The organism is Tenacibaculum sp. TB-56, assembly GCF_059716275.2.
Map to the genome: position 1 here is coordinate 2,168,934 of NZ_CM201367.1, position 21,120 is coordinate 2,190,053.

18 protein-coding genes and 2 pseudogenes are annotated in these 21,120 nt (G+C 32.3%); 6 read left to right on the forward strand and 14 right to left on the reverse strand.

The window, feature by feature from the left end; translation table 11 throughout:
* Window positions 1-3: 3 nt before the first annotated feature.
* Window positions 4-1,978, reverse strand: a pseudogene (locus AC3VI6_RS10535) (alpha-ketoacid dehydrogenase subunit alpha/beta).
* Between the two features lie 121 nt (window positions 1,979-2,099).
* Here AC3VI6_RS10535 and AC3VI6_RS10540 point away from each other — a divergent pair.
* A complete protein-coding gene (locus AC3VI6_RS10540) occupies window positions 2,100-2,705 on the forward strand; it encodes a hypothetical protein (RefSeq protein ID WP_497706133.1) in 606 nt (201 codons plus the stop codon).
* Window positions 2,706-2,736: 31 nt separating this feature from the next.
* Here the strand turns inward: AC3VI6_RS10540 and AC3VI6_RS10545 are convergent, their stop codons facing one another.
* Window positions 2,737-3,414: a GNAT family N-acetyltransferase gene (locus tag AC3VI6_RS10545; RefSeq protein ID WP_497706134.1), complete on the reverse strand. Its 678-nt coding sequence runs from the start codon at window positions 3,412-3,414 to the stop codon at window positions 2,737-2,739.
* Window positions 3,404-4,318, reverse strand: coding sequence for a TIGR01777 family oxidoreductase (locus AC3VI6_RS10550; protein WP_497706135.1), 915 nt, complete (start codon window positions 4,316-4,318; stop codon window positions 3,404-3,406). Before AC3VI6_RS10550 ends, AC3VI6_RS10545 begins: the two co-directional genes overlap by 11 nt.
* Window positions 4,319-4,758: 440 nt before the next feature.
* Between AC3VI6_RS10550 and AC3VI6_RS10555 the strand changes: the two genes are divergently transcribed.
* Window positions 4,759-5,820 carry a tetratricopeptide repeat protein gene (locus tag AC3VI6_RS10555; RefSeq protein WP_497706136.1) on the forward strand — a complete coding sequence of 354 codons (1,062 nt, stop codon included), beginning with the start codon at window positions 4,759-4,761 and terminating at the stop codon, window positions 5,818-5,820.
* Window positions 5,821-5,835: 15 nt separating this feature from the next.
* Window positions 5,836-8,064, forward strand: coding sequence for a TonB-dependent receptor (locus AC3VI6_RS10560; RefSeq protein ID WP_497706137.1), 2,229 nt, complete (start codon window positions 5,836-5,838; stop codon window positions 8,062-8,064).
* Window positions 8,065-8,182: 118 nt separating this feature from the next.
* On the opposite strand, the pseudogene AC3VI6_RS10565 reads toward AC3VI6_RS10560, so the two are convergent.
* From AC3VI6_RS10565 to AC3VI6_RS10585, 5 genes and pseudogenes are all read right to left on the reverse strand, one after another.
* Window positions 8,183-8,371, reverse strand: a pseudogene (locus AC3VI6_RS10565) (anti-sigma factor domain-containing protein); the annotation flags it as partial.
* Window positions 8,358-8,717 (reverse strand): RNA polymerase sigma factor, encoded by a 360-nt coding sequence (locus AC3VI6_RS10570; RefSeq protein ID WP_497706138.1) that lies wholly within the window; start codon window positions 8,715-8,717, stop codon window positions 8,358-8,360. The pseudogene AC3VI6_RS10565 and the gene AC3VI6_RS10570, both read right to left, overlap by 14 nt.
* A 34-nt stretch (window positions 8,718-8,751) precedes the next feature.
* On the reverse strand, window positions 8,752-8,919 hold the full coding sequence (locus tag AC3VI6_RS10575; RefSeq protein WP_497706589.1) for a YdeI/OmpD-associated family protein: 168 nt from the start codon (window positions 8,917-8,919) through the stop codon (window positions 8,752-8,754).
* A 147-nt stretch (window positions 8,920-9,066) separates the two neighbouring features.
* On the reverse strand, window positions 9,067-10,956 hold the full coding sequence (gene htpG, locus AC3VI6_RS10580; protein WP_299002001.1) for a molecular chaperone HtpG: 1,890 nt from the start codon (window positions 10,954-10,956) through the stop codon (window positions 9,067-9,069).
* A 66-nt stretch (window positions 10,957-11,022) separates the two neighbouring features.
* On the reverse strand, window positions 11,023-11,442 hold the full coding sequence (locus tag AC3VI6_RS10585) for a glycosyltransferase family protein (RefSeq protein ID WP_497706139.1): 420 nt from the start codon (window positions 11,440-11,442) through the stop codon (window positions 11,023-11,025).
* Between the two features lie 70 nt (window positions 11,443-11,512).
* On the opposite strand from AC3VI6_RS10585, the gene AC3VI6_RS10590 reads away from it, so the two are divergent.
* A complete protein-coding gene (locus AC3VI6_RS10590) occupies window positions 11,513-13,315 on the forward strand; it encodes a sodium:solute symporter family protein (RefSeq protein WP_497706140.1) in 1,803 nt (600 codons plus the stop codon).
* 64 nt (window positions 13,316-13,379) lie between these two features.
* On the opposite strand, the gene AC3VI6_RS10595 is transcribed toward AC3VI6_RS10590, so the two are convergent.
* Window positions 13,380-13,691 (reverse strand): hypothetical protein, encoded by a 312-nt coding sequence (locus tag AC3VI6_RS10595; protein WP_497706141.1) that lies wholly within the window; start codon window positions 13,689-13,691, stop codon window positions 13,380-13,382.
* Window positions 13,692-14,415: 724 nt separating this feature from the next.
* Between AC3VI6_RS10595 and AC3VI6_RS10600 the strand changes: the two genes are divergently transcribed.
* A complete protein-coding gene (locus AC3VI6_RS10600; RefSeq protein WP_497706142.1) occupies window positions 14,416-15,426 on the forward strand; it encodes a 3-oxoacyl-ACP synthase III family protein in 1,011 nt (336 codons plus the stop codon).
* A 78-nt stretch (window positions 15,427-15,504) separates the two neighbouring features.
* On the opposite strand, the gene AC3VI6_RS10605 is transcribed toward AC3VI6_RS10600, so the two are convergent.
* Window positions 15,505-17,937, reverse strand: a complete 2,433-nt coding sequence (locus AC3VI6_RS10605) for a TonB-dependent receptor domain-containing protein (RefSeq protein WP_497706143.1) — start codon at window positions 17,935-17,937, stop codon at window positions 15,505-15,507.
* Window positions 17,938-18,038: 101 nt separating this feature from the next.
* Here AC3VI6_RS10605 and AC3VI6_RS10610 point away from each other — a divergent pair, with 101 nt between their 5' ends.
* Window positions 18,039-18,401: a CoA-binding protein gene (locus tag AC3VI6_RS10610; protein WP_497706144.1), complete on the forward strand. Its 363-nt coding sequence runs from the start codon at window positions 18,039-18,041 to the stop codon at window positions 18,399-18,401.
* 92 nt (window positions 18,402-18,493) lie between these two features.
* Here the strand turns inward: AC3VI6_RS10610 and AC3VI6_RS10615 are convergent, their stop codons facing one another.
* The 4 genes from AC3VI6_RS10615 to AC3VI6_RS10630 are packed head-to-tail and all read right to left on the reverse strand — an operon-like array spanning window position 18,494 to window position 21,101.
* Window positions 18,494-19,462 (reverse strand): ribonuclease Z, encoded by a 969-nt coding sequence (locus AC3VI6_RS10615; RefSeq protein WP_497706145.1) that lies wholly within the window; start codon window positions 19,460-19,462, stop codon window positions 18,494-18,496.
* Window positions 19,463-19,466: 4 nt separating this feature from the next.
* Window positions 19,467-19,787 carry a T9SS type A sorting domain-containing protein gene (locus tag AC3VI6_RS10620; protein WP_274634342.1) on the reverse strand — a complete coding sequence of 107 codons (321 nt, stop codon included), beginning with the start codon at window positions 19,785-19,787 and terminating at the stop codon, window positions 19,467-19,469.
* 46 nt (window positions 19,788-19,833) lie between these two features.
* The gene (locus AC3VI6_RS10625; RefSeq protein ID WP_299002019.1) at window positions 19,834-20,166 is read right to left on the reverse strand and encodes a hypothetical protein; all 333 of its coding nucleotides are present in this window, start codon (window positions 20,164-20,166) and stop codon (window positions 19,834-19,836) included.
* Between the two features lie 2 nt (window positions 20,167-20,168).
* Complete coding sequence (locus AC3VI6_RS10630) at window positions 20,169-21,101, reverse strand: aspartate carbamoyltransferase catalytic subunit (protein WP_497706146.1); 933 nt, start codon at window positions 21,099-21,101, stop codon at window positions 20,169-20,171.
* Between the last annotated feature and the right edge of the window lie 19 nt (window positions 21,102-21,120).

Consider the following 21,120-nt stretch of genomic DNA (forward strand, 5'->3'; position numbering starts at 1 on the left):
GTATCAATAAGCGATTAGCTGTAGCAATTCTTCTTTAAAACGCTCTTTGGGTAAGTATTCCTTTTCTAAATTTCCAGCGAACGGAATAGGAGTTTCAATACTTGCCACTCTTTTTACAGGAGCGTCTAAATACTCAAAACAGTTTTCCATAATAAGAGAAGAAATATCACTAGAAACACTTCCAAATAAAGAATCTTCTTGTAAAATAATTACTTTTCCTGTTTTTTTAACCGAGTTGTAAATAGTTTCGATATCTAAAGGTTGTAAGCTTCGTAAATCAATTACATCAGCTGATACGGCTACCTGTTCTAAGGTTTCTAAAGTCCAATGTACCGCAGCACCAAAACTAATAATTGTAACCTCATTTCCTTCCTTTAAAACAACCGCTTTACCTAAAGGTAGCGTGTAATATTCTGTAGGAACATCTTGATACGTACTTCTGTACAATCCTTTATGTTCAAAGAATAAGACAGGATTCGGGTCGTTAATGGCAGCAGTTAATAATCCTTTTGCATCGTACGGAAAAGCAGGATATACTACTTTTAATCCTGGAGTTTTGGTAAACCAAGCCTCATTGGTTTGAGAATGAAAAGCGACCTGCACCCACACCAGCGCCACAAGGCATTCGTATTACAACATCGGCTTTTTGATTCCAACGATAATGCGACTTGGCTAATAGATTGACAATAGGATTGAAGCCTGTAGAAACAAAATCGGCAAATTGCATTTCCATTACAGCTTTCATTCCGTTGACCACCAATCCGTAAGCTAAAGAAACAATTGCGGATTCACAGATTGGTGTATTGCGAACTCTTTCCTTCCCAAAAGCTTCAACGAATCCTTCAGTAATCTTAAATACACCACCATATTCAGCAACATCTTGACCCATAATAACTAAATCGTCGTAACGCTCCATAGATTGCTTCAAACCTTCTGAAACGGCGTCTATTAAACGAATGTTTTTTGTTACCGAATTAGGAGTTACAGTCTCTAGAGAAGATGTTTTATAAACATCATTCAATTCATTTTCAATAGAGGAAGTAATGGTTGGTTCTTCAAAAGTCGTATTCAAATGTTCTTGGATGATGTCCTTAAACTCGTTTTTAAATTTCTCGTCCTCTTCTGGTGTGAGTATTTTCTCTTCAATAAGGAAATTTCTATAATTTTCAATAGGGTCTTTTAAAGCCCATTCTTCCATCAATTCTTCAGGTACGTACTTAGTTCCACTAGCTTCTTCATGTCCACGCATTCTAAAGGTTTTAAACTCCAATAAAATAGGTCTCGGATTTTCACGAATGCTCTCAGCTAGTTCAGAAACTTTGGTGTACACTTCTAAAATATTATTTCCATTAATGATATGAGCTTCCATTCCGTAGCCAATTCCTCTATCGGCAATATGTTCACAGTTATATTGTTCTGAAGTAGGAGTGGAAAGTCCATATCCGTTATTTTCAACACAGAATAAAACGGGTAAATTCCATACCGAAGCTACATTTAATGCTTCGTGGAAATCACCTTCGCTGGTACCACCATCGCCTGTAAAAACAGCGCAGGCTTTTTTATCACCTCTAAGTTTATTGGCAAGAGCGATTCCGTCAGCGATTCCTAATTGAGGACCTAAATGAGAAATCATTCCTACAAGCTTATATTCTTGGGTTCCGAAATGAAAGCTACGATCTCTTCCTTTGGTAAAGCCGTTAGCTTTTCCTTGCCATTGAGAAAATAATCGATATAAAGGAATTCCTCGAGTAGTAAAAACACCTAAATTTCGGTGCATTGGCAAAATATATTCATCGCTTGTTAGTGCAGCAGTAACTCCAACAGATACTGCTTCTTGACCAATACCGCTAAACCATTTTGATATTTTTCCTTGCCGTAATAGAATAAGCATTTTCTCTTCTATGAGTCTTGGTAAAAGTAGTTGTTTGTATAGTTTAATTAGCGTTTCATTGGTAAGGTTTTCTTTATTATAAAGCATTGAAACATCGTTGTTTGTGTTAAAAGTTGTTTTCATGGTTAAGTTATAGTTCTTCAAATGTGGCTAAAAAAAAAATAGAATCAAAATATACATTCGAGTAAAAATTAAAATCTGATAAAAAATGACTAAAAAGATTATAGCCTTGTTATTACTCGTTTCAACAATAACATTAGCTCAAGAAAAGGTATTACTTCGTTTAAACTATGAAAAAGGAGATTCATACACAATGACTATGAAAATGGCTCAAGAAATGGGTATGGGAGAGATGACTAATAATATGGATATTCAAATGGAATATGATGTAACAGGAGTTTCAGATGATACTTATGTACCAATAGCAGGAGCAAAAATGTTGGCCCCATCAGATAAAGAGATGATATGGCTGGTTGTAAAAGGTCATTTTGCTTTTCCTGAAGATGGTTCCAAAAAAGAGTTTGATGCTCTTAGTAAAGAATATCTTGATAATGTGATTAATAAAAATGAATATATAAAAGGTTATTATCAACATGGACATGCTTGGGGAGCGGATAGAACAGAATATGTAAGAGCATTCGTAATAGAATCAATGGGGGATTTAGATAAAATGGGAAAAAGAAGTACCGAATTTTTTAAAGAATATTGGTCAGATGAAGCTAAAAGGAAAGAGTTTGGTAAGAAAATGGGGAAATATTTTACAGGTAAACACGGAGATTATATTTATACCTCTGTGCCAGAACTAACCAAATAATAGGTAAAAGTTCAGAAGAAATTCTGAGCTTTTACTTTTTATGATAGTACCACCAATTCATATCACGAGTAAGTTGATAGCCTAACTTTTCATAAAGTCCAATGGCAGGATTTCCTTTGGTGGTATGTAACATAGGATGTTTTCCATCTTTGATAATTTCTTGGCTAACAAAATGAGTAAGCTGTTTAGCTAATCCTCTTCTAGTGAAGCTAGGGTGAGTAACTACGGCACTTACTTCGACAAAATCATCTGTTTGCATACGTTGCCCTGTAATAGCTACAAGTTGATTGTCTTTAAAAACACCAAAGTATTTTCCCATATCAAAAGTTCTTTTTTTGTAATATCCAGGCATTACTAACCAAATCAAATTATATATTTCATCGATATGATTTTCGGTTAGTTGAATAATTTCTTCTGAAATTTCTAGCTCAACCAAATTATCAAGAACCATTTGGCAACCGTCAATTTTTTTATCTAATTTAATATAGTTGCTGTCGAAGGTAGGAGCCTCATTTTCAGAAACTAAAAAGAATTTATCAGTTAGTTTAGCATATTCATTAAGAGCCGCTGCAGTTTTAGAACTATTTGTAAAAGCTCCAAAAGGACAAATTTTTGGATCGTAAAATTTTACTTCATCATAATCAATTACAAACTTTTGATGTGTTTCACATAGTGAGTGCCAAACAGGGTTCTTAAGCTTATTTTCCATTATAAATATTGTTTAAAGCTGATTGTAAATCAGGAAAATTAAACGAATAGGATTTACTTACTTTTTTAGCAGAAACTCTACTGCCGTTTAACAAAACATAAGCCATTTCACCTAATACAGTTTTTAAAACAAAAGAGGGAACGTTGAAGGGAAATAGAGGTTTTTTTAACGTTGTAGCCAATGTTTTAGTAAAGTTTTCATTGGTTTGATGTTCTGGTGCAACAGCATTAAAAATTCCTGTAAACTTTTTGTCTTCCACAGCTTTTATATACAAAGAACATAAATCATCTATGTGAATCCAAGGCATGTATTGTTTTCCACGACCAAGTGAAGATAAAAATAAAGGAGTATTCATTTTTTGCAAAGCACCATCGCTTTTAGTAAGCACAATACCTGTTCTTAAAATAGTTACAGAAACATCTAAATGTTCAAATTTATGAGCTTCATTTTCCCATTTTACACAAACTTTTGAAATAAAGTCATTTTCAGGATCGTCTTCTTCAGTAAAAATTTCATCTGATGTAATAGCTCCGTAGTAACCAATAGCCGATGCTGAAATAAATGCTTTTAGAGGTGTTTTATATTCTTGTATTTTATTAAAAAGTAAACTGGCAGTTTTTACTCTACTGTCAATTAGCTCTTGCTTTCGTTCGTTTGTCCAGCGTTTATCAGCAATTCCAGCTCCAGCTAAATGAATAATGTGGCTCACATTAGTAAAAGCATCTTTATCAATAAAATTTTCTTTAAGACTCCAACGAAACTCATTGTTTTTTTTAGGATTCCTACTAAGAATGTTTACAACATGTCCTCTGTTGGTTAATTTTTTAGTTAACTCTTTACCTATTAAACCGGTTCCGCCTGTAATTAAAATAGTAGCCATAGAACTCAAAAATAAACAATTCATTTTTAATAAAAGAAAAGAGTTTAGTGAAGTTTTTCTTAAAAAGAAGAAGGTAGAAATTGATTGTTTTAGGAGGTGTGAAATTTTATTTTTTGAAAAAAATGAAAAAATAAAAAACCGTGATTGTGTTTTTCTCGTAAGTAAGGTTGAAAGAGTAATTAACTATTAAAATTCTTAACAATGAAAAAACTAACTTAAAACCTTCGACAATGAAAACTTTTAAAATAATTATATATACTATTTTAACTAGTGTTATAGTAAGTTGTTCAACTTCAAAAAAAACATAAATAGCAGATAAAAGGGATTATAATAAGTATATCCAAAACATAGAAACTGCATCAACATCTTTAGCTCAAACTGAACTTAACTTTTGGCAAGAAAAGTTAAAAAATCAACCAACACAGTATCCGTATTTAAGTAAGCTAGCAAAGGCAAACACATTATTGTTCTCAGAAAAAGGAGATATTTCTTATTTGATAGAAGCAGAGCAAAAGTTGCTAGAAATCAATCAAAAAACTAACTATAATAAAGCATCTTATGTAAGATCTTTAGCAAGGAATTTTATTTCTCAGCATCGATTTAAAGAATCGTTAGAGCTATTAAAAAAAGCAGAAATAAACGGAGAAAACCTTAATGCTACTCAGAAAATGTTGTTTGATGTTTATTTAGAGTTGGGAGATATTCAAAATGCTTCAGAATACTTAGCAAAAATTGAAGATTATTCTGATTTTGATTATTTAATAAGAGTTTCAAAAAGGTATGATCATAAAGGATATTTGTCTTCTGCAATTCGTTTTATGGAAAAAGCAATGAAGAAAGCAGAAGAAGCAAATGACAAAGATTTAAAAGTTTGGAGCTATACTAATTTAGCTGATTTTTATGGGCATAATGGGCAAATACAAGATTCTTATAAATTATATTTAAAAGCATTAGAACTAGATAACAGTAACGCGTATGCAAAAAAAGGTATTGCTTGGATAGTATATTCTCATGATAAAAATCCAGATGAAGCGTTACGTATTTTGAACGTAATAAGTAAAGAACATTCAGCCCCAGATTATTTTTTGTTAAAGGCAGAAATAGCCGAGTTTAAGAATAATTTAACAATAAAAGAAAGTAATATAGAGGTATATTTATCGGCTGTAAAAAATAGTTCATATGGTGTAATGTATAATCAGCATTTAGCTAAATTATATTTAGAAGAATTTAATGACACATCTAGTGCGTTATCATACATCGAAAAAGAAATTGAGAGTAGGTCTACGCCACAATCTTACGATTTACTAGCCTGGTATTATTACAAAAATAAAGACTTTAAAAAAGCTTTAGAAGTAATTAATACATATGTAGTAGATAAAACTTTCGAGCCCGAAATACAGTATCATATAGCTGAAATTTACAAAGCAAATGGAATTAATGATAAAGCTATGACTTTAAAAGAAGAGTTATTAGACAGCTCTTTTGAGTTAGGTCCGTTGATGACAGAAAAAATTTTAAATATATAACCAAACTTCAATATTTTGAAAACAAAGATTTTATTTTTAGCATTATTGTTAGGTAGTTACCATGTATTTTCACAACAATTTAAAGGAAAGGTATTAAATACCAACAAAAAGCCTTTAGAGAATGTATATGTATATAATACTACTAGTAACAGCCATACACACACAAAAGTTAATGGAGAATTTATCTTAGATAATTCAAAAGTAGGAGATATTATTGAATTTGGAATTCTAGGATACAAAAAAATCAACTTAGAATTAGGTAGTGACGATCTAAGCTCTCCAAAAACAATTATTTTAGAAATGAAAAGTTTTTTGTTAGATGAGATGGTATTATCTAACAAGAGAGATCCATTACAAACAATTGTAAGAGTTGATTTAGATAAAAAACCAGTAAGTTCATCTCAACAAATATTACAACGAGTACCAGGACTTTTTATAGGTCAACATGCTGGTGGAGGAAAAGCGGAACAAATATTTTTAAGAGGTTTTGATATTGATCACGGTACAGATATAGCGTTGTCGGTAGACGGAACACCAGTAAATATGGTTTCTCATGCACACGGACAAGGGTACAGTGATTTACACTTTATAATTCCAGAAACCATCGAAAAAATTAACTTCGGAAAAGGGCCTTATTACGCAAGCAAAGGAGACTTTAATACAGCAGGATATGTAGATTTTAAAACAAAAACATATTTAGAAAATAGTCAAGTAGAAGTAGGTATAGGTCAGTTCAATACATTTAGAACTTTAGGAATGTTTAATTTGTTAGATAAAAACAATACAGATAATGCTTATGTTGCTATTGAATATTTAGAAACAGATGGTTTTGTAGAATCTCCACAGAACTTTAGCAGAATCAACCTGTTTACAAAGTACAGAACTTTTTTAAAAGATAATAGCAGTTTAGCAATATCAGCATCGCATTTTACCAGTAAATGGGATGCATCGGGTCAAATACCACAACGTGAGGTAGACAACGGTAATATTACTCGTTTTGGCGCTATTGATGATACTGAAGGAGGAACAACATCAAGAACAAATATCAATTTAGAGCACACTAAAGTTTTAAAGAATGATGTTAGTGTAACCTCAAATGTTTTCTACTCAAATTATAATTTCAACTTGTTTTCAAACTTTACCTTCTTTTTAGAAGATCCTGTAAATGGAGATCAAATAAAACAGACGGAAAACAGAGATGTTTTTGGTTTCAATACCCAGTTTAAAAAGAAAACATATTTATCAAATACTCCTGTAGAACTTACTTTTGGAACAGGTTTAAGAGCTGATATTGTTGATAATTTAGAGCTATCGCATACACTTCAAAGAAAAGAAGTATTAGAGCAGTTACAGTTGGGTAAGGTGAATCAAACAAATTATTATGCTTTTGTAAATAGTGAGTTTGAGCTTGGAAAATTTATGATAGCACCAGCAGTACGATTGGATTATCTAAAATTCAATTACAACGATTACTTATTAGATGAATATGAAACATTTTCAAAGTCGCAAGTAGTTGTAAACCCTAAAATTAACGTAACCTACACTCCAAGCACTAAAATACAATGGTTTTTAAAATCAGGAATTGGGTTTCATTCAAACGATACAAGGGTAGTGGCTACCCAACCTAATAAAAAAACATTACCAAGAGCTTACGGTATTGATTTAGGAACTGTTTGGAAACCTACACAAAAGTTAGTTTTTAATACAGCGTTATGGTATTTATTGTCAGAAGATGAATTAGTTTATGTTGGAGATGCTGGGATAGTAGAACCTTCAGGAGAGGCTCAACGTTATGGTATCGATTTAGGACTTAGGTATCAATTAACAGATTGGTTATATTTTGATAGTGATGCAACTTTTACAAAAGCGGAAAGCGTTAACGATCCTTCAGGAGAAAATAATATTCCTTTAGCACCTAAAGTAACGGTGACAGGAGGAATATCCTTAAATGATTATAAGAATTTTTCAGGAGGAATACATTACAGATATATAGGCGATAGACCTGCAAATGAAGATAACTCAATAGTTGCTGAAGGATATTTTATTACTGATGCAAATCTTAGTTATAAAATAAACAATATAACATTAGGAGTTGTATTAGAAAATATTTTTGATGTAGCTTGGAATGAAACACAGTTTGCTACTGAATCAAGATTAGAAAATGAGCCAAATCCAGTAGAAGAAATTCACTTTACACCAGGAACGCCTTTTTTAGCAAAAGCTACAATACGATATACTTTTTAACAATAATGTTGCCCGGGGGGACTTCTAGTAACGTTGTCATTTTTGAAGGTTAAATAGCAACAAAGATATAGCCGCTTTATGCGGCTATATTGATTTATAAAGTTTAAGGTAAATAATATTATACTGCTCCTAAAGTGTATAATTGTTCTAAGGTTGGAGTTTTACTACCACCAGCAGGTTCTAATGTTATTCCAAACGCTTGAGATTCGTTAGGGTTATTAATAGTGAATATTTTACTATCGTTTGCTGTAAAGTTATCTATGGTACCTAAACTAGTAGGAGAAAGCGGATCATCAAGTTTTAAAGTCGGTTTTTGTATCTAAAATATCGTGATTCTCTAATATATCTACGAAAAATTCGGCATCAAGGTTTTTAGTATTGTTCTTAAAATTTTTAGATCTTATTTTATCTATAGCTGCATTTCGAGCAATATTGATAATCCAAGTAAAAAAACGTCCTTTTTTTTCTGAATAAGATTCGACATTGTTCCAAGCTTTTATAAAAACGTCTTGGGTTACTTCTTCGGCAATGGATTGTTCTCTAACAATGTTAAAAACGACACCTTGCACACTTTCGTTGTAAAGATCATACAGCTTTTCAAAAGCTTTAACGTCTTTAGCTTTAAATTTTTTGACGAGGGATTCTAGTTGCATATAGTTAATTGATTGTACAAAAATATACTAAGAATCACCTAGACTTTTGATTGATGACACATAAACGTATGATTTCATAAATTCGCTTTGTTCTTGTAGCCTCTCTTTTAGCTTGACTTAACCAATATAAATAGCCTTTACGGTAAGAAGGTGCAAAGTTTTGATAGTTGTTAAAAGCAGTAGGGTTTTTGTCAAATTCAATTTGTAAGTCTAATAATCATTCTCGCCATTCAGCGTCTGTTTTAAAATAAAGATGAGGTTTGTTATTCATGTTTACAATTTACAAAACAAAAAAGAGAATGAAGTTGTATTCATTCTCTTTTGTTGATGCTAATAGCTTGTTTTGTTATTATTTTATTAACTCGTAGCTACGCTTGATAAAGTTGGTTAACTCTTCACCATGTAATAGGTTTTGAGATAATTTAGCTAAATCAAATGCTTGTGTAACTAATTGTTTTTGTTTGTCTTCATCAGCATTTAAAATTTCTGATACTAACTCATGATTAGTATTTACTACCAAGTTATACATTTCAGGTAAATTACCCATTCCCATCATTCCGCCACCGCCAGTAGCACTCATTTCTTTCATACGACGCATAAATTCTGGTACAGTAATTATGAAAGGAGAGGCGTTAGAATCCATTGCTTCTAATTGTACTGTATAACTAGAGTTATTTACAGCTCCTTCAATAACAGGCTTTAACTTCTCTTTTTCTTCGTCAGAAAGTTTAGAAATTACTGTGTCGTCTTTCTTAATTAAATTGTCAATATGGTCAGCATCTACACGTTTGAATTGTACTTTAGCATCACCAGATTCCATTTCTAATTTTTGCATTAAATGCGAAACGATAGGAGAGTCTAATAATAATACTTCATACCCTTTTGCTTTTGCATCTTCAATATAACTGTGTTGCGCATCTTTGTTTGCAGCGTATAAAATGATATGATTTCCGTCTTTATCGGTTTGGGCATCTTTAGTTTTTTCAACTAATTCGTCAAACGTAAAGAACTTGTTATCAACAGTAGGGTATAAGGCAAACTTCTTCGCTTTGTCAAAGAATTTTTCTTCCGATAACATTCCGTATTCAATAATAACCTTGATGTCGTTCCATTTTTGTTCAAAATCTTCACGATTATTTTTGAATAAAGAAGAAAGTTTGTCGGCTACTTTTTTAGTAATGTATCCAGAGATTTTTTTAACGGCTCCGTCAGCTTGCAAATAAGAACGAGAAACGTTTAAAGGAATGTCTGGAGAATCAATTACCCCTTTTAGCATTTGTAAGAAATCAGGAACGATTCCTTCTACATTATCCGTTACAAATACTTGGTTTTGGTACAATTGGATTTTATCCTTTTGCATATCCAAGTTCTGCGTTAACTTAGGGAAATATAAGATTCCTGTTAAGTTAAATGGATAATCTACATTTAAGTGAATGTGGAATAAAGACTCTTCAAATTGCATTGGATACAATTCACGGTAGAAGTTTTTATAATCTTCATCTTCTAAATCCGCAGGTTTTTTTGTCCAAGCAGGATCTGTGTTGTTGATAATATTATCAACAGTTATTGTTTCTGGTTTTGCATCTTCAGCAGCACCTTCTGGTAAAGGTAAAGTTTCCTCTTTAGTTCCAAACTTAATTGGTACTTGGTTAAAACGGTTGTATTTAGTTAACAATCCGCTAATTTTACCTTCTTCTAAAAATTCAGTTGAATCTTCAGCAATATGTAATACGATTTCTGTACCTCTGTCAGCTTTGTCGTGTTCTACTAAAGTATATTCAGGAGAACCATCACATGTCCAGTGAGCAGCTGGCTCGTCTTTGAACGATTTGGTGAAAATTTCTACTTTATCAGCCACCATAAAAGCTGAATAGAAACCTAATCCGAAGTGACCAATAACACCTGTTTCGTTTTTATCGTCTTTGTATTTTTCTAAGAACTCTTCAGCACCAGAAAAAGCAATTTGGTTGATGTATTTTTCAACCTCTTCCATGGTCATACCAAGACCTTGGTCTTTAATAGTTAAGGTTTTTGCATCTTTATCAATGCTTATTTCAATTTTAGCGTCGCCTAATTCTGTTTTAGCTTCACCAATTGAGATAAGGTGTTTTAATTTAGTAGTAGCGTCAGTTCCGTTCGAAATCAACTCACGTAAAAAGATTTCGTGGTCAGAATACAAGAATTTTTTAATCAGTGGAAATATATTTTCAACCGATACATTAATGTTTCCTTTACTCATAAGTATATATTTTGTTTGATATTATTTTCTGTGGATTGAATAGACAAAAAAAATACCAAAGGAAACTTAATGACAAGATGACAGATATACTTCGTTTATATAGGAATTTATTTCATGTTGCTGCCCTCGAATTTTTTCTACCAAAGTAAATTGATTAATAGCTCTATCTAAATTATGTTCAGAATGTTTAGTTTTATAGTAAATATCATTATTTAAGTAATCAGTTAAAAATTCTTCTGGAATATTGGTTACTTCTTGACAAACAAACGCTACCTTAATTTTGTTTTGAAGTTTAGGTAAGTACAAGGCTTTTATGGTCGCTAAAAAATCTTGTCGAACCACAAAAACCACTTTTTTAAAACCGTGTTTAATAGCATCATAAATAGAAAAATCGATAATCGCTTCGTTTTCATTACTAATAGCGTCCAATTGCTTTAATCCGCCATATCTAGTTCCCATACCAGCAGCAAGAATAACTAAAGTCATAATATTTATTTAAAAAGCCCAATATAATTTAATATGATTGATTATTTTGGTCGACATTAAATTTTATTTCATGAATCTAACTACGATTGACTATACTTTTATCTTTATTTTTTTCAGTATCACATTAGGAATAGGTATTTGGGTTTCGAAAAAATCAAAACAAAGTACTTCTGAGTATTTTTTATCGGGTAGAAATATGCCTTGGTGGTTATTGGGAGTTTCAATGGTAGCCACAACTTTTTCGACTGATACTCCTAATTTAGTTACAGATATTGTTAGAACCAATGGTGTTTCTGGAAACTGGGTTTGGTGGGCTTTCTTGCTAACAGGAATGTTAACGGTTTTTATTTATGCGAAATTATGGAGAAAGAGTCAATCAACGACAGATTTAGAGTTTTATGAGCTTAGATATGGAGGAAAACCAGCTAAGTTTTTAAGAGGGTTTCGTGCACTATACCTTGGAATATTTTTTAATGTTTTAGCAATGGCTGGTGTAACCTTAGCCGCTATAAAAATTGGAGAGGTGATGTTAGGTTTAACACCAATTCAAACAATTGGTATTGCTTCGGTAGTTACGGTTATTTTTAGTGCTATTGGTGGATTCAAAGGGGTGGTGTACACCGATTTTTTATTGTTTTTTGTTGCGATGATTGGTGCTGTTGGAGCTGCTGTGGTTGCTGTAAACCATCCTGAAGTAGATGGTCTAGAGAATTTGTTAACACATCCTAATGTAGTAGACAAATTATCAATTTTACCAGATTTTAACAATAAGGAACTACTTATATCAATTTTTATTATTCCGTTAGCAGTGCAGTGGTGGAGCGCATGGTATCCTGGAGCAGAACCAGGTGGAGGAGGGTATATAGCTCAAAGAATGCTGGCTTCTAAAGATGAAAACCACGCTATTGGAGCAACTTTTTTCTTTAATATTTTACATTATGCTTTACGTCCGTGGCCATGGATTATTGTAGCATTAGCTTCATTAGTGGTATTTCCAGATTTGGCTAGTATAAAAGAGACTTTTCCAAATGTGTCAGATGACAAATTGGGGCATGATTTAGCATATCCAGCTATGTTAACATTCTTACCTAGCGGATTGGCAGGTGTTGTACTAACATCGTTAGTAGCTGCATACATGAGTACAATTTCTACCCACTTAAATTGGGGAGCATCTTATATAGTAAATGATTTTTATAAACAAAATATAAACCCAAATGCTAATGAAAAAACATTGGTAAATGTTGGGAAATTAGCAACCGTAGTTTTAATGATTTTTAGCGCAATATTAGCGTTACTATTTACCAATGCGTTAGAGATTTTTAAATTTATATTAATGTTTGGTGCAGGTACTGGACTTATATTTTTATTGCGTTGGTTTTGGTGGCGTATCAATGCGTGGAGTGAGATTTCGGCAATGGTAGCATCAGGGGTTTTTTCATTAATTTTTTATTTTAATGCTGAATATTTATTTGGAACAGAAGGAGTGTTTGAAAGCTATTGGCAATTTCCATTAGTGGTGTTGTGTACTACTATTGTTTGGCTGTTGGTAACTCTGCTAACGAAACCAGAAGATGATGAAGTACTGATTAATTTTTATAAGAGAATTCAACCTAAAAAGGCAGGATGGTTGTATGTGTTAGCTAAAGCAAAAGAGAAAAATATTGTAATAGATGAGCAGAAAGAAACGGTTAATTTAGGTAATGGTTTATTAGCTGCTTTTACGGGTTGTATTTTAGTTTTTAGTAGTTTGTTTGCAACTGGAAATTGGATTTACGGAAATTATACAATTGCTATGGTGTTAACAGGAATTGCATTCGTAACAGTATATATTTTACTGGGGTTGTGGAAGAGGATTAAAGTGAATTTTCTATAAAACAGATAAAAATAAATACTAAAAAACACTAACTCGTTACAAGTTAGTGTTTTTTGATTGTAGATTAAATATCTCTTAACATTTCTGATTTGTTGTTGTTTTTCCAGGTTCCACCTGTAAAGTCAGGAACTTTAATAGAGCAACTGTTCTGGGCTACAGATAATTCTGAAAGAGGCGTAATAGCACTCCATAAAACGCTATCATATACATTAATATCTAATGGTAAACCTTCATTTAAACACCTAATTAAACGGTAAATCATTACAAAATCCATCCCTCCGTGACCTACAGAATTGTCTGAGATTTGTGTTTTTAGTTTATCCCAAAGCGGGTGGTTGTATTTTTCTCTGTATTCATTATATTTTTCAGGTTTCAACCATTCATGTCCCTACCAAGCTAATTCTTCTTCATTATTATAGCAACAATTTTCTAGCATTATACAATGCTTTTGTGTGCGTTCTGTGGTTTCTATCAACTTCCAACAAACCTCTAAGGTATAAGCTACAGGAACCTCGTAGGCTACATGCTAGCCTTGTTCCATTCCATATAAAGCCATTGGCGTATGCCATTCCCAAGGAGTAGCAATTATTAATAAATCGATATCATCACGTTCAACAACCTTTTTCCATTCTTCAGGACTTCCATAATAAGCATCAGTAGTTTTATTGTATGTTTTTTTGAAGATGTTCGTTTGGTTTGTCTGTTTTCTCTTTGCGTAAATCAGAAACAGCTACAATTTCAGCATTTCCATTTTTTACCAACTAATCAAACATTTGTACTAGTACTTGCCCTCTGTTTCCACAGCCAATAATTCCAACATTAACTTTGTCTATTTTAGGAGCAGCTCAACTAAAAAACACTTCCTTTTGCAGTTTTATTTAATAGAGGAATGGTTTTGTCACTAGCTTCTTCTTTACACGAAATAGCAGTTGATAAACCAAAAAACATAGCGGCTTTGGTTGATAATGAGAGGAAATCTTTTTCTGTTCATAAATAATTAGTTAATATTTGTAGTTTTATGTCTTTTTGTAAAGGTATTAATTAATTACTATTTTTACAGGCTGCAATTGACAACAACAAAATAATCAACTTTAAAAAATATGTATAATTCAAAAATTACAGGATTAGGTTATTATGTTCCTGAGAACGTAGTGACTAACGATGACTTGACTCAGTTCATGGAGACGAGTGATGAATGGATACAAGAAAGAACTGGTATCAAAGAGCGTCGTTGGATCGACCCAAAAACTTCTGATGATTCTACATCGGTAATGGGAGCTAAAGCCGCTAAAATAGCCATAGAGCGTGCTGGATTGACTAAAGATGATATTGATTTTATCATTTTTGCTACGTTGAGTCCTGAATTATATTTTCCAGGAGGCGGTGTGCAAATTCAAGATTTGTTAGATATGCCAACTGTTGGAGCATTAGATGTTCGTAATCAATGTTCTGGATTTATTTATTCACTTTCTGTGGCTGATCAGTTTATTAAAACAGGAATGTATAAAAATGTTTTAGTAATTGGTTCTGAAAATCACTCAGGTGGTTTAGAAAAATCAACTAGAGGGAGAGGAGTCACTGTAATTTTTGGAGATGGAGCAGGAGCAGCTGTTTTATCACGTTCAGAAGAAGAAGGAAAAGGAATTTTATCTTCTCACTTACATTCTGAAGGAAAATATGCGAAAGAATTAATGTTAGAAGGTCCTTCTACAGGACGTTGGGTTCCTGAAATTATGGAAGCAAATGATCCAGATGATACTTCGTATTATCCATATATGAACGGTCAATTTGTATTTAAACATGCAGTTGTTCGTTTTTCAGAAGCAATCGTTGAAGGTTTACAAGCAAATGGATTGCAAAAAGAGGATATTGATATGTTAATTCCGCATCAAGCGAACTTACGTATTGCGCAGTTTATTCAAAAGAAATTCCAGTTGTCTGATGACAAGGTGTATAACAATATTATGAAGTATGGTAATACGACTGCAGCTTCTGTTATTATAGCACTTACTGAAGCTTGGGAAGAAGGAAAAATCAACGATGGTGATTTGGTAGTATTAGCTGCCTTTGGTAGTGGATTTACTTGGGGATCGGTAGTGATTCGCTGGTAATTTTAGTCTGCATATAAAATAGAAAAACCGAAGTATTAACTTCGGTTTTTCTTTTCAAATAATTCTACAATTGTAGGCTTATATAAATCCTCCACCTCCTTGGGTTTCGTTATTATCACGTTGTTTTCTAGCGCGGGCTTTATTTTTTCCTCCACCAAATCTGTAGTTAAATCCGATATAAGCAGTTCTGCTTTCCCATTTAAAGCGTCCGTTTTGAACAAAAGGTCTTTCAGAATTAAACTTAAACCTCATGTCATTAAAAATGTCGTTAACTCTCAAATTGATGTTTCCTTTTCCTTTAAGAATAGTGTAGTTAGCACCTATGTTAACCATTTTCATTGGCTCTACATCCCACTGAATATCTTCTCTTGGTCCTCTATACATAGCAAATAATTGTAAACGTAATTTTTTAGATACTGTAAAACTATTGCTTATACGTGCATTAAAAATGTCTGTTTTAACTTCAAGAGTAGGAGCATTAGGATTACTGAAATCAGTAGTTCCAAATTGTTTTTGAGAATAATAATCCATACTAGCATTAGCTCTCCACCATTTTGCAATTTTATAATTTACAGAGAATTCTAAACCATAAGCATCGGTATCGTCAAAATTGGCAAAAGTTAATATCTGTTTAGTATTTGTTTCATCTAAAGAATCCATGTAGGTAGCTCTATTGATTACATCGGTAATATTTCTGTAAAAACTACCTAATGTTATCGACCCTCCTTTTACTTTTCTGGTGTAGTTAAATTCAAGTGAATTTGTAAACTGAGGAACAAGATCAGGGTTACCAACCGATGTAATTAAAGGTGTACTCCATTCTCTAATAGGGTTAACTTGTTGTATTCCTGGTCTGTCTACTCTTTTGCTATAGCTTAACTGAAATTGATCTGCCTCATTAGGATTATAAGTGAAAAAAGCTGACGGATATACGCTGAAAATATCATCAGTAACTTTATCATTTTTCACATCACCATTTTCATCTAGTCCTGTAAAGTTACCTTCAATTTCATATTGCTCAAAACGCGCTCCTAATTGCATAGATAGTTTACCAAACTGGTGACCATAGTTTACATAAGCTGAATAGATATCTCTGTCATAAGTAAAATAAGAATCTCCTACATCTCTAAATGTAGTATTTTCTTCAATTTGTTGGTTTGTAAGGTTGATATTATCAGTATTATTTACTCGATACTCTAAACCTAGTTCAAGTTTACCATTTTTAGAAATAGGATTTGTATAATCTAAATTTATTAATGTACTTTTTCTATTGTTGTTTATATCATTAAAGTAATCAGGTTGCGAACCTTCAAGGAAATAGTTATTTAAATAGTTTGGTGCATTGTTTTTAGAATAGTTAGCTTCAAACTCAATAGTGTGTCCTTCTTTAGTAAAATCGTGTTTGTAGTTTACGTTGTAAGCTTGATTATGGCTTTCGTTATTTTGAGTGTTAGGAGAATGTTCAATTAAATTACCATTATTATCGGTAATAATAGCACGTCCGCTTGCATCACTCGAAAACCAATTTTGAGTAGTGTATAATGATAAAGTATTTTTATCATCTAAATAAATATCGGCTCCAATTTTAAACAAGTGAGATTCATTATCGTTAGTGAAAACAAAATCTTGATAGTTAATTCCAGGTCTACTAATGTACCCAAAGTTATAGCGTTCACCACCATTATATCCGTAGTTGCCAAAGAAGTTTACTTTACCTGTTTTGTAATTCATATTGGTAGAAGCATTGTAACGAACAAAATGACCAGCTTCAACACCTGTGTTTACAGAACCGTTAAAACCTATGTTAGCATTTTTGTTAAGGATGATGTTAATAATACCGCTCATTCCTTCAGGGCTGTATTTAGCAGAAGGGTTGGTAATTAACTCAACGCTTTTAATAGATGAAGAAGGAATTTGTTTTAACAACTCAGAAGCAGGTATGTTTGTAGGTTTTCCGTCTACAAGTACACGCACATTTTCATTACCACGTAAGCTAATATTTCCTGATTGACTATCAACACTTACCGATTGTACGTTGTTTAATAATTCTGAAGCTGTAGCTCCTGCTGAGGTTAAATCCTTCCCAACGTTAATTACTTTTCTATCTACTTTTTGGGTTACAGAAGAAGTTTCAGCTCTAACTTCTACTTCATCTAAAGTAGTGCTGTCTTCTTCTAAAGAAATAGTTCCTAAGTCTATTTTATTTGATTTGTTACTAACTGAAACAGGTTTAGAGAAGGTTTTATATCCAATAAATTGAACTTCTACAATACTATTTCCTTCAGGGATATTTTTTATAGAGAATAAACCGTTGTCATCAGTAATTCCACCAGTCACAATTTTTTTGGTAGCATCTTTGATTATAATATTAACATAAGGTAACGGTTGTTTAGTTGTTTGGTCGACTACTTTACCAGATACGATTCCCGGTTTAGGAAGATTACTCTTAGGCATTTGGGCAAACATGCTCGTACTTAATACAGTTAAGAGTATTATGAATATGTTTTTCATTTGGTTGTTTTTAGATTTAGATTGTTTTGATGCTTAATAGACAGTCTAAATAGTATCTTTGTTACTCTAATTAACAGGTTTTAACGTAATATTAACACAAAATGAAAAAACGTACTTTGGTTCTTGGTGCCTCTTTAAATCCGACAAGATATTCTAATATTGCGATTAAAAGATTGATAAGTAATGGTGTAGAAACACTAGCATTAGGCGCCCGAGAAGGCAGAGTGGGTGATGTTGTAGTTGAAACAGAAAAGAAACTTTTTTCTGAAATAGATACGGTCACTCTCTACCTGAATCCTGAACGTCAGAAGGAATATTATGATTACATCGTAAGTTTACAACCACGAAGGATTATTTTTAATCCAGGAACTGAAAATGTTGAGTTTATTGAAATTTTAAAAGATAACGGAATTGAAGTTGAAATAGCTTGTACTTTAGTACTTTTATCTACAAAGCAGTATTAAATAGATTGTTGGATAATTGGATAATTGGATAATTGGATTGTTGATTAATACTGAACTTCTTAAATTCTAAACACCTTAACACCTCAAACTTTCTATTCTTTAAAATCTTCAATTTTTGAATCTTTTAATATTTTAATAGGAAAATTGTCTCTGCTGTATAATTTTCCTGCTTCAGCAAGTTCTACATTTTTAAAAATAGTTTGAGCCTCAGCTTTAAAATCTTCTAAATTATTATACCTGCTAGAATAATGCCCGATAATTAATTTTTTTGCATTCGCCTGATTAGCAATAGAGGCAGCTTGTTCGGCTGTTGAGTGTTTTGTTTTCTCACACAAATCTTCTCTATCTTTTAAAAAGGTAGCTTCATGATAGAGTAAATCAACATCTTTAATGATAGGTACTATAGCTGGTTTGTAAGCAGTGTCACTACAAAAAGCGTAGCTTAATGGTTTAGGCGGATCAAGGGTAAGTTCTTCGTTAAGAACTACTTCTCCTGTAGAAAGAACAAAATCTTTACCAGCTTTTATATTATGGAAATCACAAGTTTCAATCTCTTCATATTGCTGTATATTTTCAATATGTAACTTTCTAGGTTTAGGTTTTTCCGTGAACAAAAAACCATTTGTATATATTCTATGATCTAACGGAATGGTTCTTACAGAAACCTTATCGTCTTCAAAAATAAGTTCACTTTCTTTAGAATCTAATTCATGAAAGATGATAGGATACTTAGTCCATGATTTTGAAACTTTTAATTGAAGTACTGTAACTTCTTTTATTCCTTTAGGACCGTAAATATGCAACTCTCTTTCACGGTTTAAAATACCGAAAGTTGAAATTAAACCGACTAAACCAAAGAAATGATCGCCATGTAAATGAGAAATGAAAATATGGTTGATTTTAGAAAAACCAACCTTGTATTTACGCATTTGTCGTTGAGTACCCTCACCACAATCAATTAAAAAATGTCGATTGTTAATTTCTAAATATTGAGCAGTAGGGTAGGCATTAACTCTAGGGGTTGCAGAATGGCAACCTAAAATAGTCAAATGTAAACTCATTCATTTATTTTATTACAAAGCGTTTAGAAATAATTTCTTTATTGCTTTGTATTGCGTAAATGTACATTCCAGATTTTAAATCGTTACGTTGAAACGGAAAAGAATTACGTCCTTTTAAAGCTTTTAATTCTTTATTATAAACTGTTTTACCTAGCACATTTCTAACAGTTAAAATAACTGTTTGATCGTGTTTAGCATTAAAGTAAATAGTAGTGCTGTTTGTAAAAGGGTTAGGGGATGCCACTAGCTTTTCAACCGATTTTTCTTGAGAAAAACCAACTGAGATAGCTAAGAAAAAAGTTATAAAAAGTATTTTTTTTACCATAAATTATCACTTAGGGGGGAATGAATAATTATTTAATAATATAAGGTTAAAAACCTAAATCGCGTTGAATTTCTTCCATTTCAATCACATCTTCTGCTTCAATTAAAGTAGGAACGATGTTAAAAGTTTCAGGAAAATCATCAATATCTACATCTTTTGATACAACTACAAAAGATGTGCCATTACTTTGATGTTCATGAGCGTATTTCAAAAATAGCAAAATATTTTTGTTAGAGGCATTAAATTGCTCTGAAATTACAAGAATCAGGTTTTTTCCTGTAAGAGTAACATATTCTTTTTCAAAGTTTTCTAAGAAATCTGTAAAGGAATTTTCATCAGAAGTTATTAATGTGTAATCTGTTTTTTGCTCTGCTTTCATGTTTACCTTTTTATTTGTTGTGCTAACAAATAAATTACTGCCATACGTACAGCAACTCCGTTTTCTACCTGATTTAAAATAATAGACTGGCTACTGTCGGCAACATCACTTGTTAGTTCTACACCACGGTTTATTGGTTCAGGGTGCATGATAACAATCTTTTTATCAAGGTTGTCTAAAATTTCTTTATTAATACCAAAAAGCTGTGTGTACTCTCTTGTTGATGGAAAATATTTAATATCCATACGTTCGTGCTGTACACGTAGTACATTGGCAACATCACACCACTCTAAAGCTTTTTTAAGATTGGTTTCTACTTCAACTCCTAAGCTAGAAATATAACGAGGAATTAAAGTGGTAGGCCCACAAACTTTTACCTTAGCACCTTGTAATTGTAGTGCAAAAATATTTGATAAGGCTACACGTGAGTGTAATACATCACCAACAATTAAAATCTTTTTACCTTTTAAATCGCTATTTAAAGCTTCACGCATTGAAAAACTATCTAACAAGGCTTGTGTTGGATGTTCATGCGTACCATCGCCAGCATTGATAATTTTAGCATCTACGTGTTTTGATAAGAAAATTCCAGCACCAACATTTGAATGACGCATCACAACAATATCAACTTTCATTGATAAAATGTTATTAACGGTATCAATTAGTGTTTCTCCTTTCTTTACAGATGATTGACCAGCAGAGAAATTAATAACATCTGCAGATAGACGTTTTTCAGCTAACTCAAAAGAAAGTTTTGTACGCGTACTATTTTCAAAAAATAAGTTGGCAATAGTAATATCGCGTAATGAAGGAACTTTTTTTATAGGTCTGTTAATGACTTCTTTAAAATGAGCAGCGGTTTCAAAAATAAGCTCAAGGTCATTTTTGTTAAGGTATTTAATTCCTAATAAATGTTCAACGCTTAACTGCTTCATCTTAGTTTGTTTTTTTAAT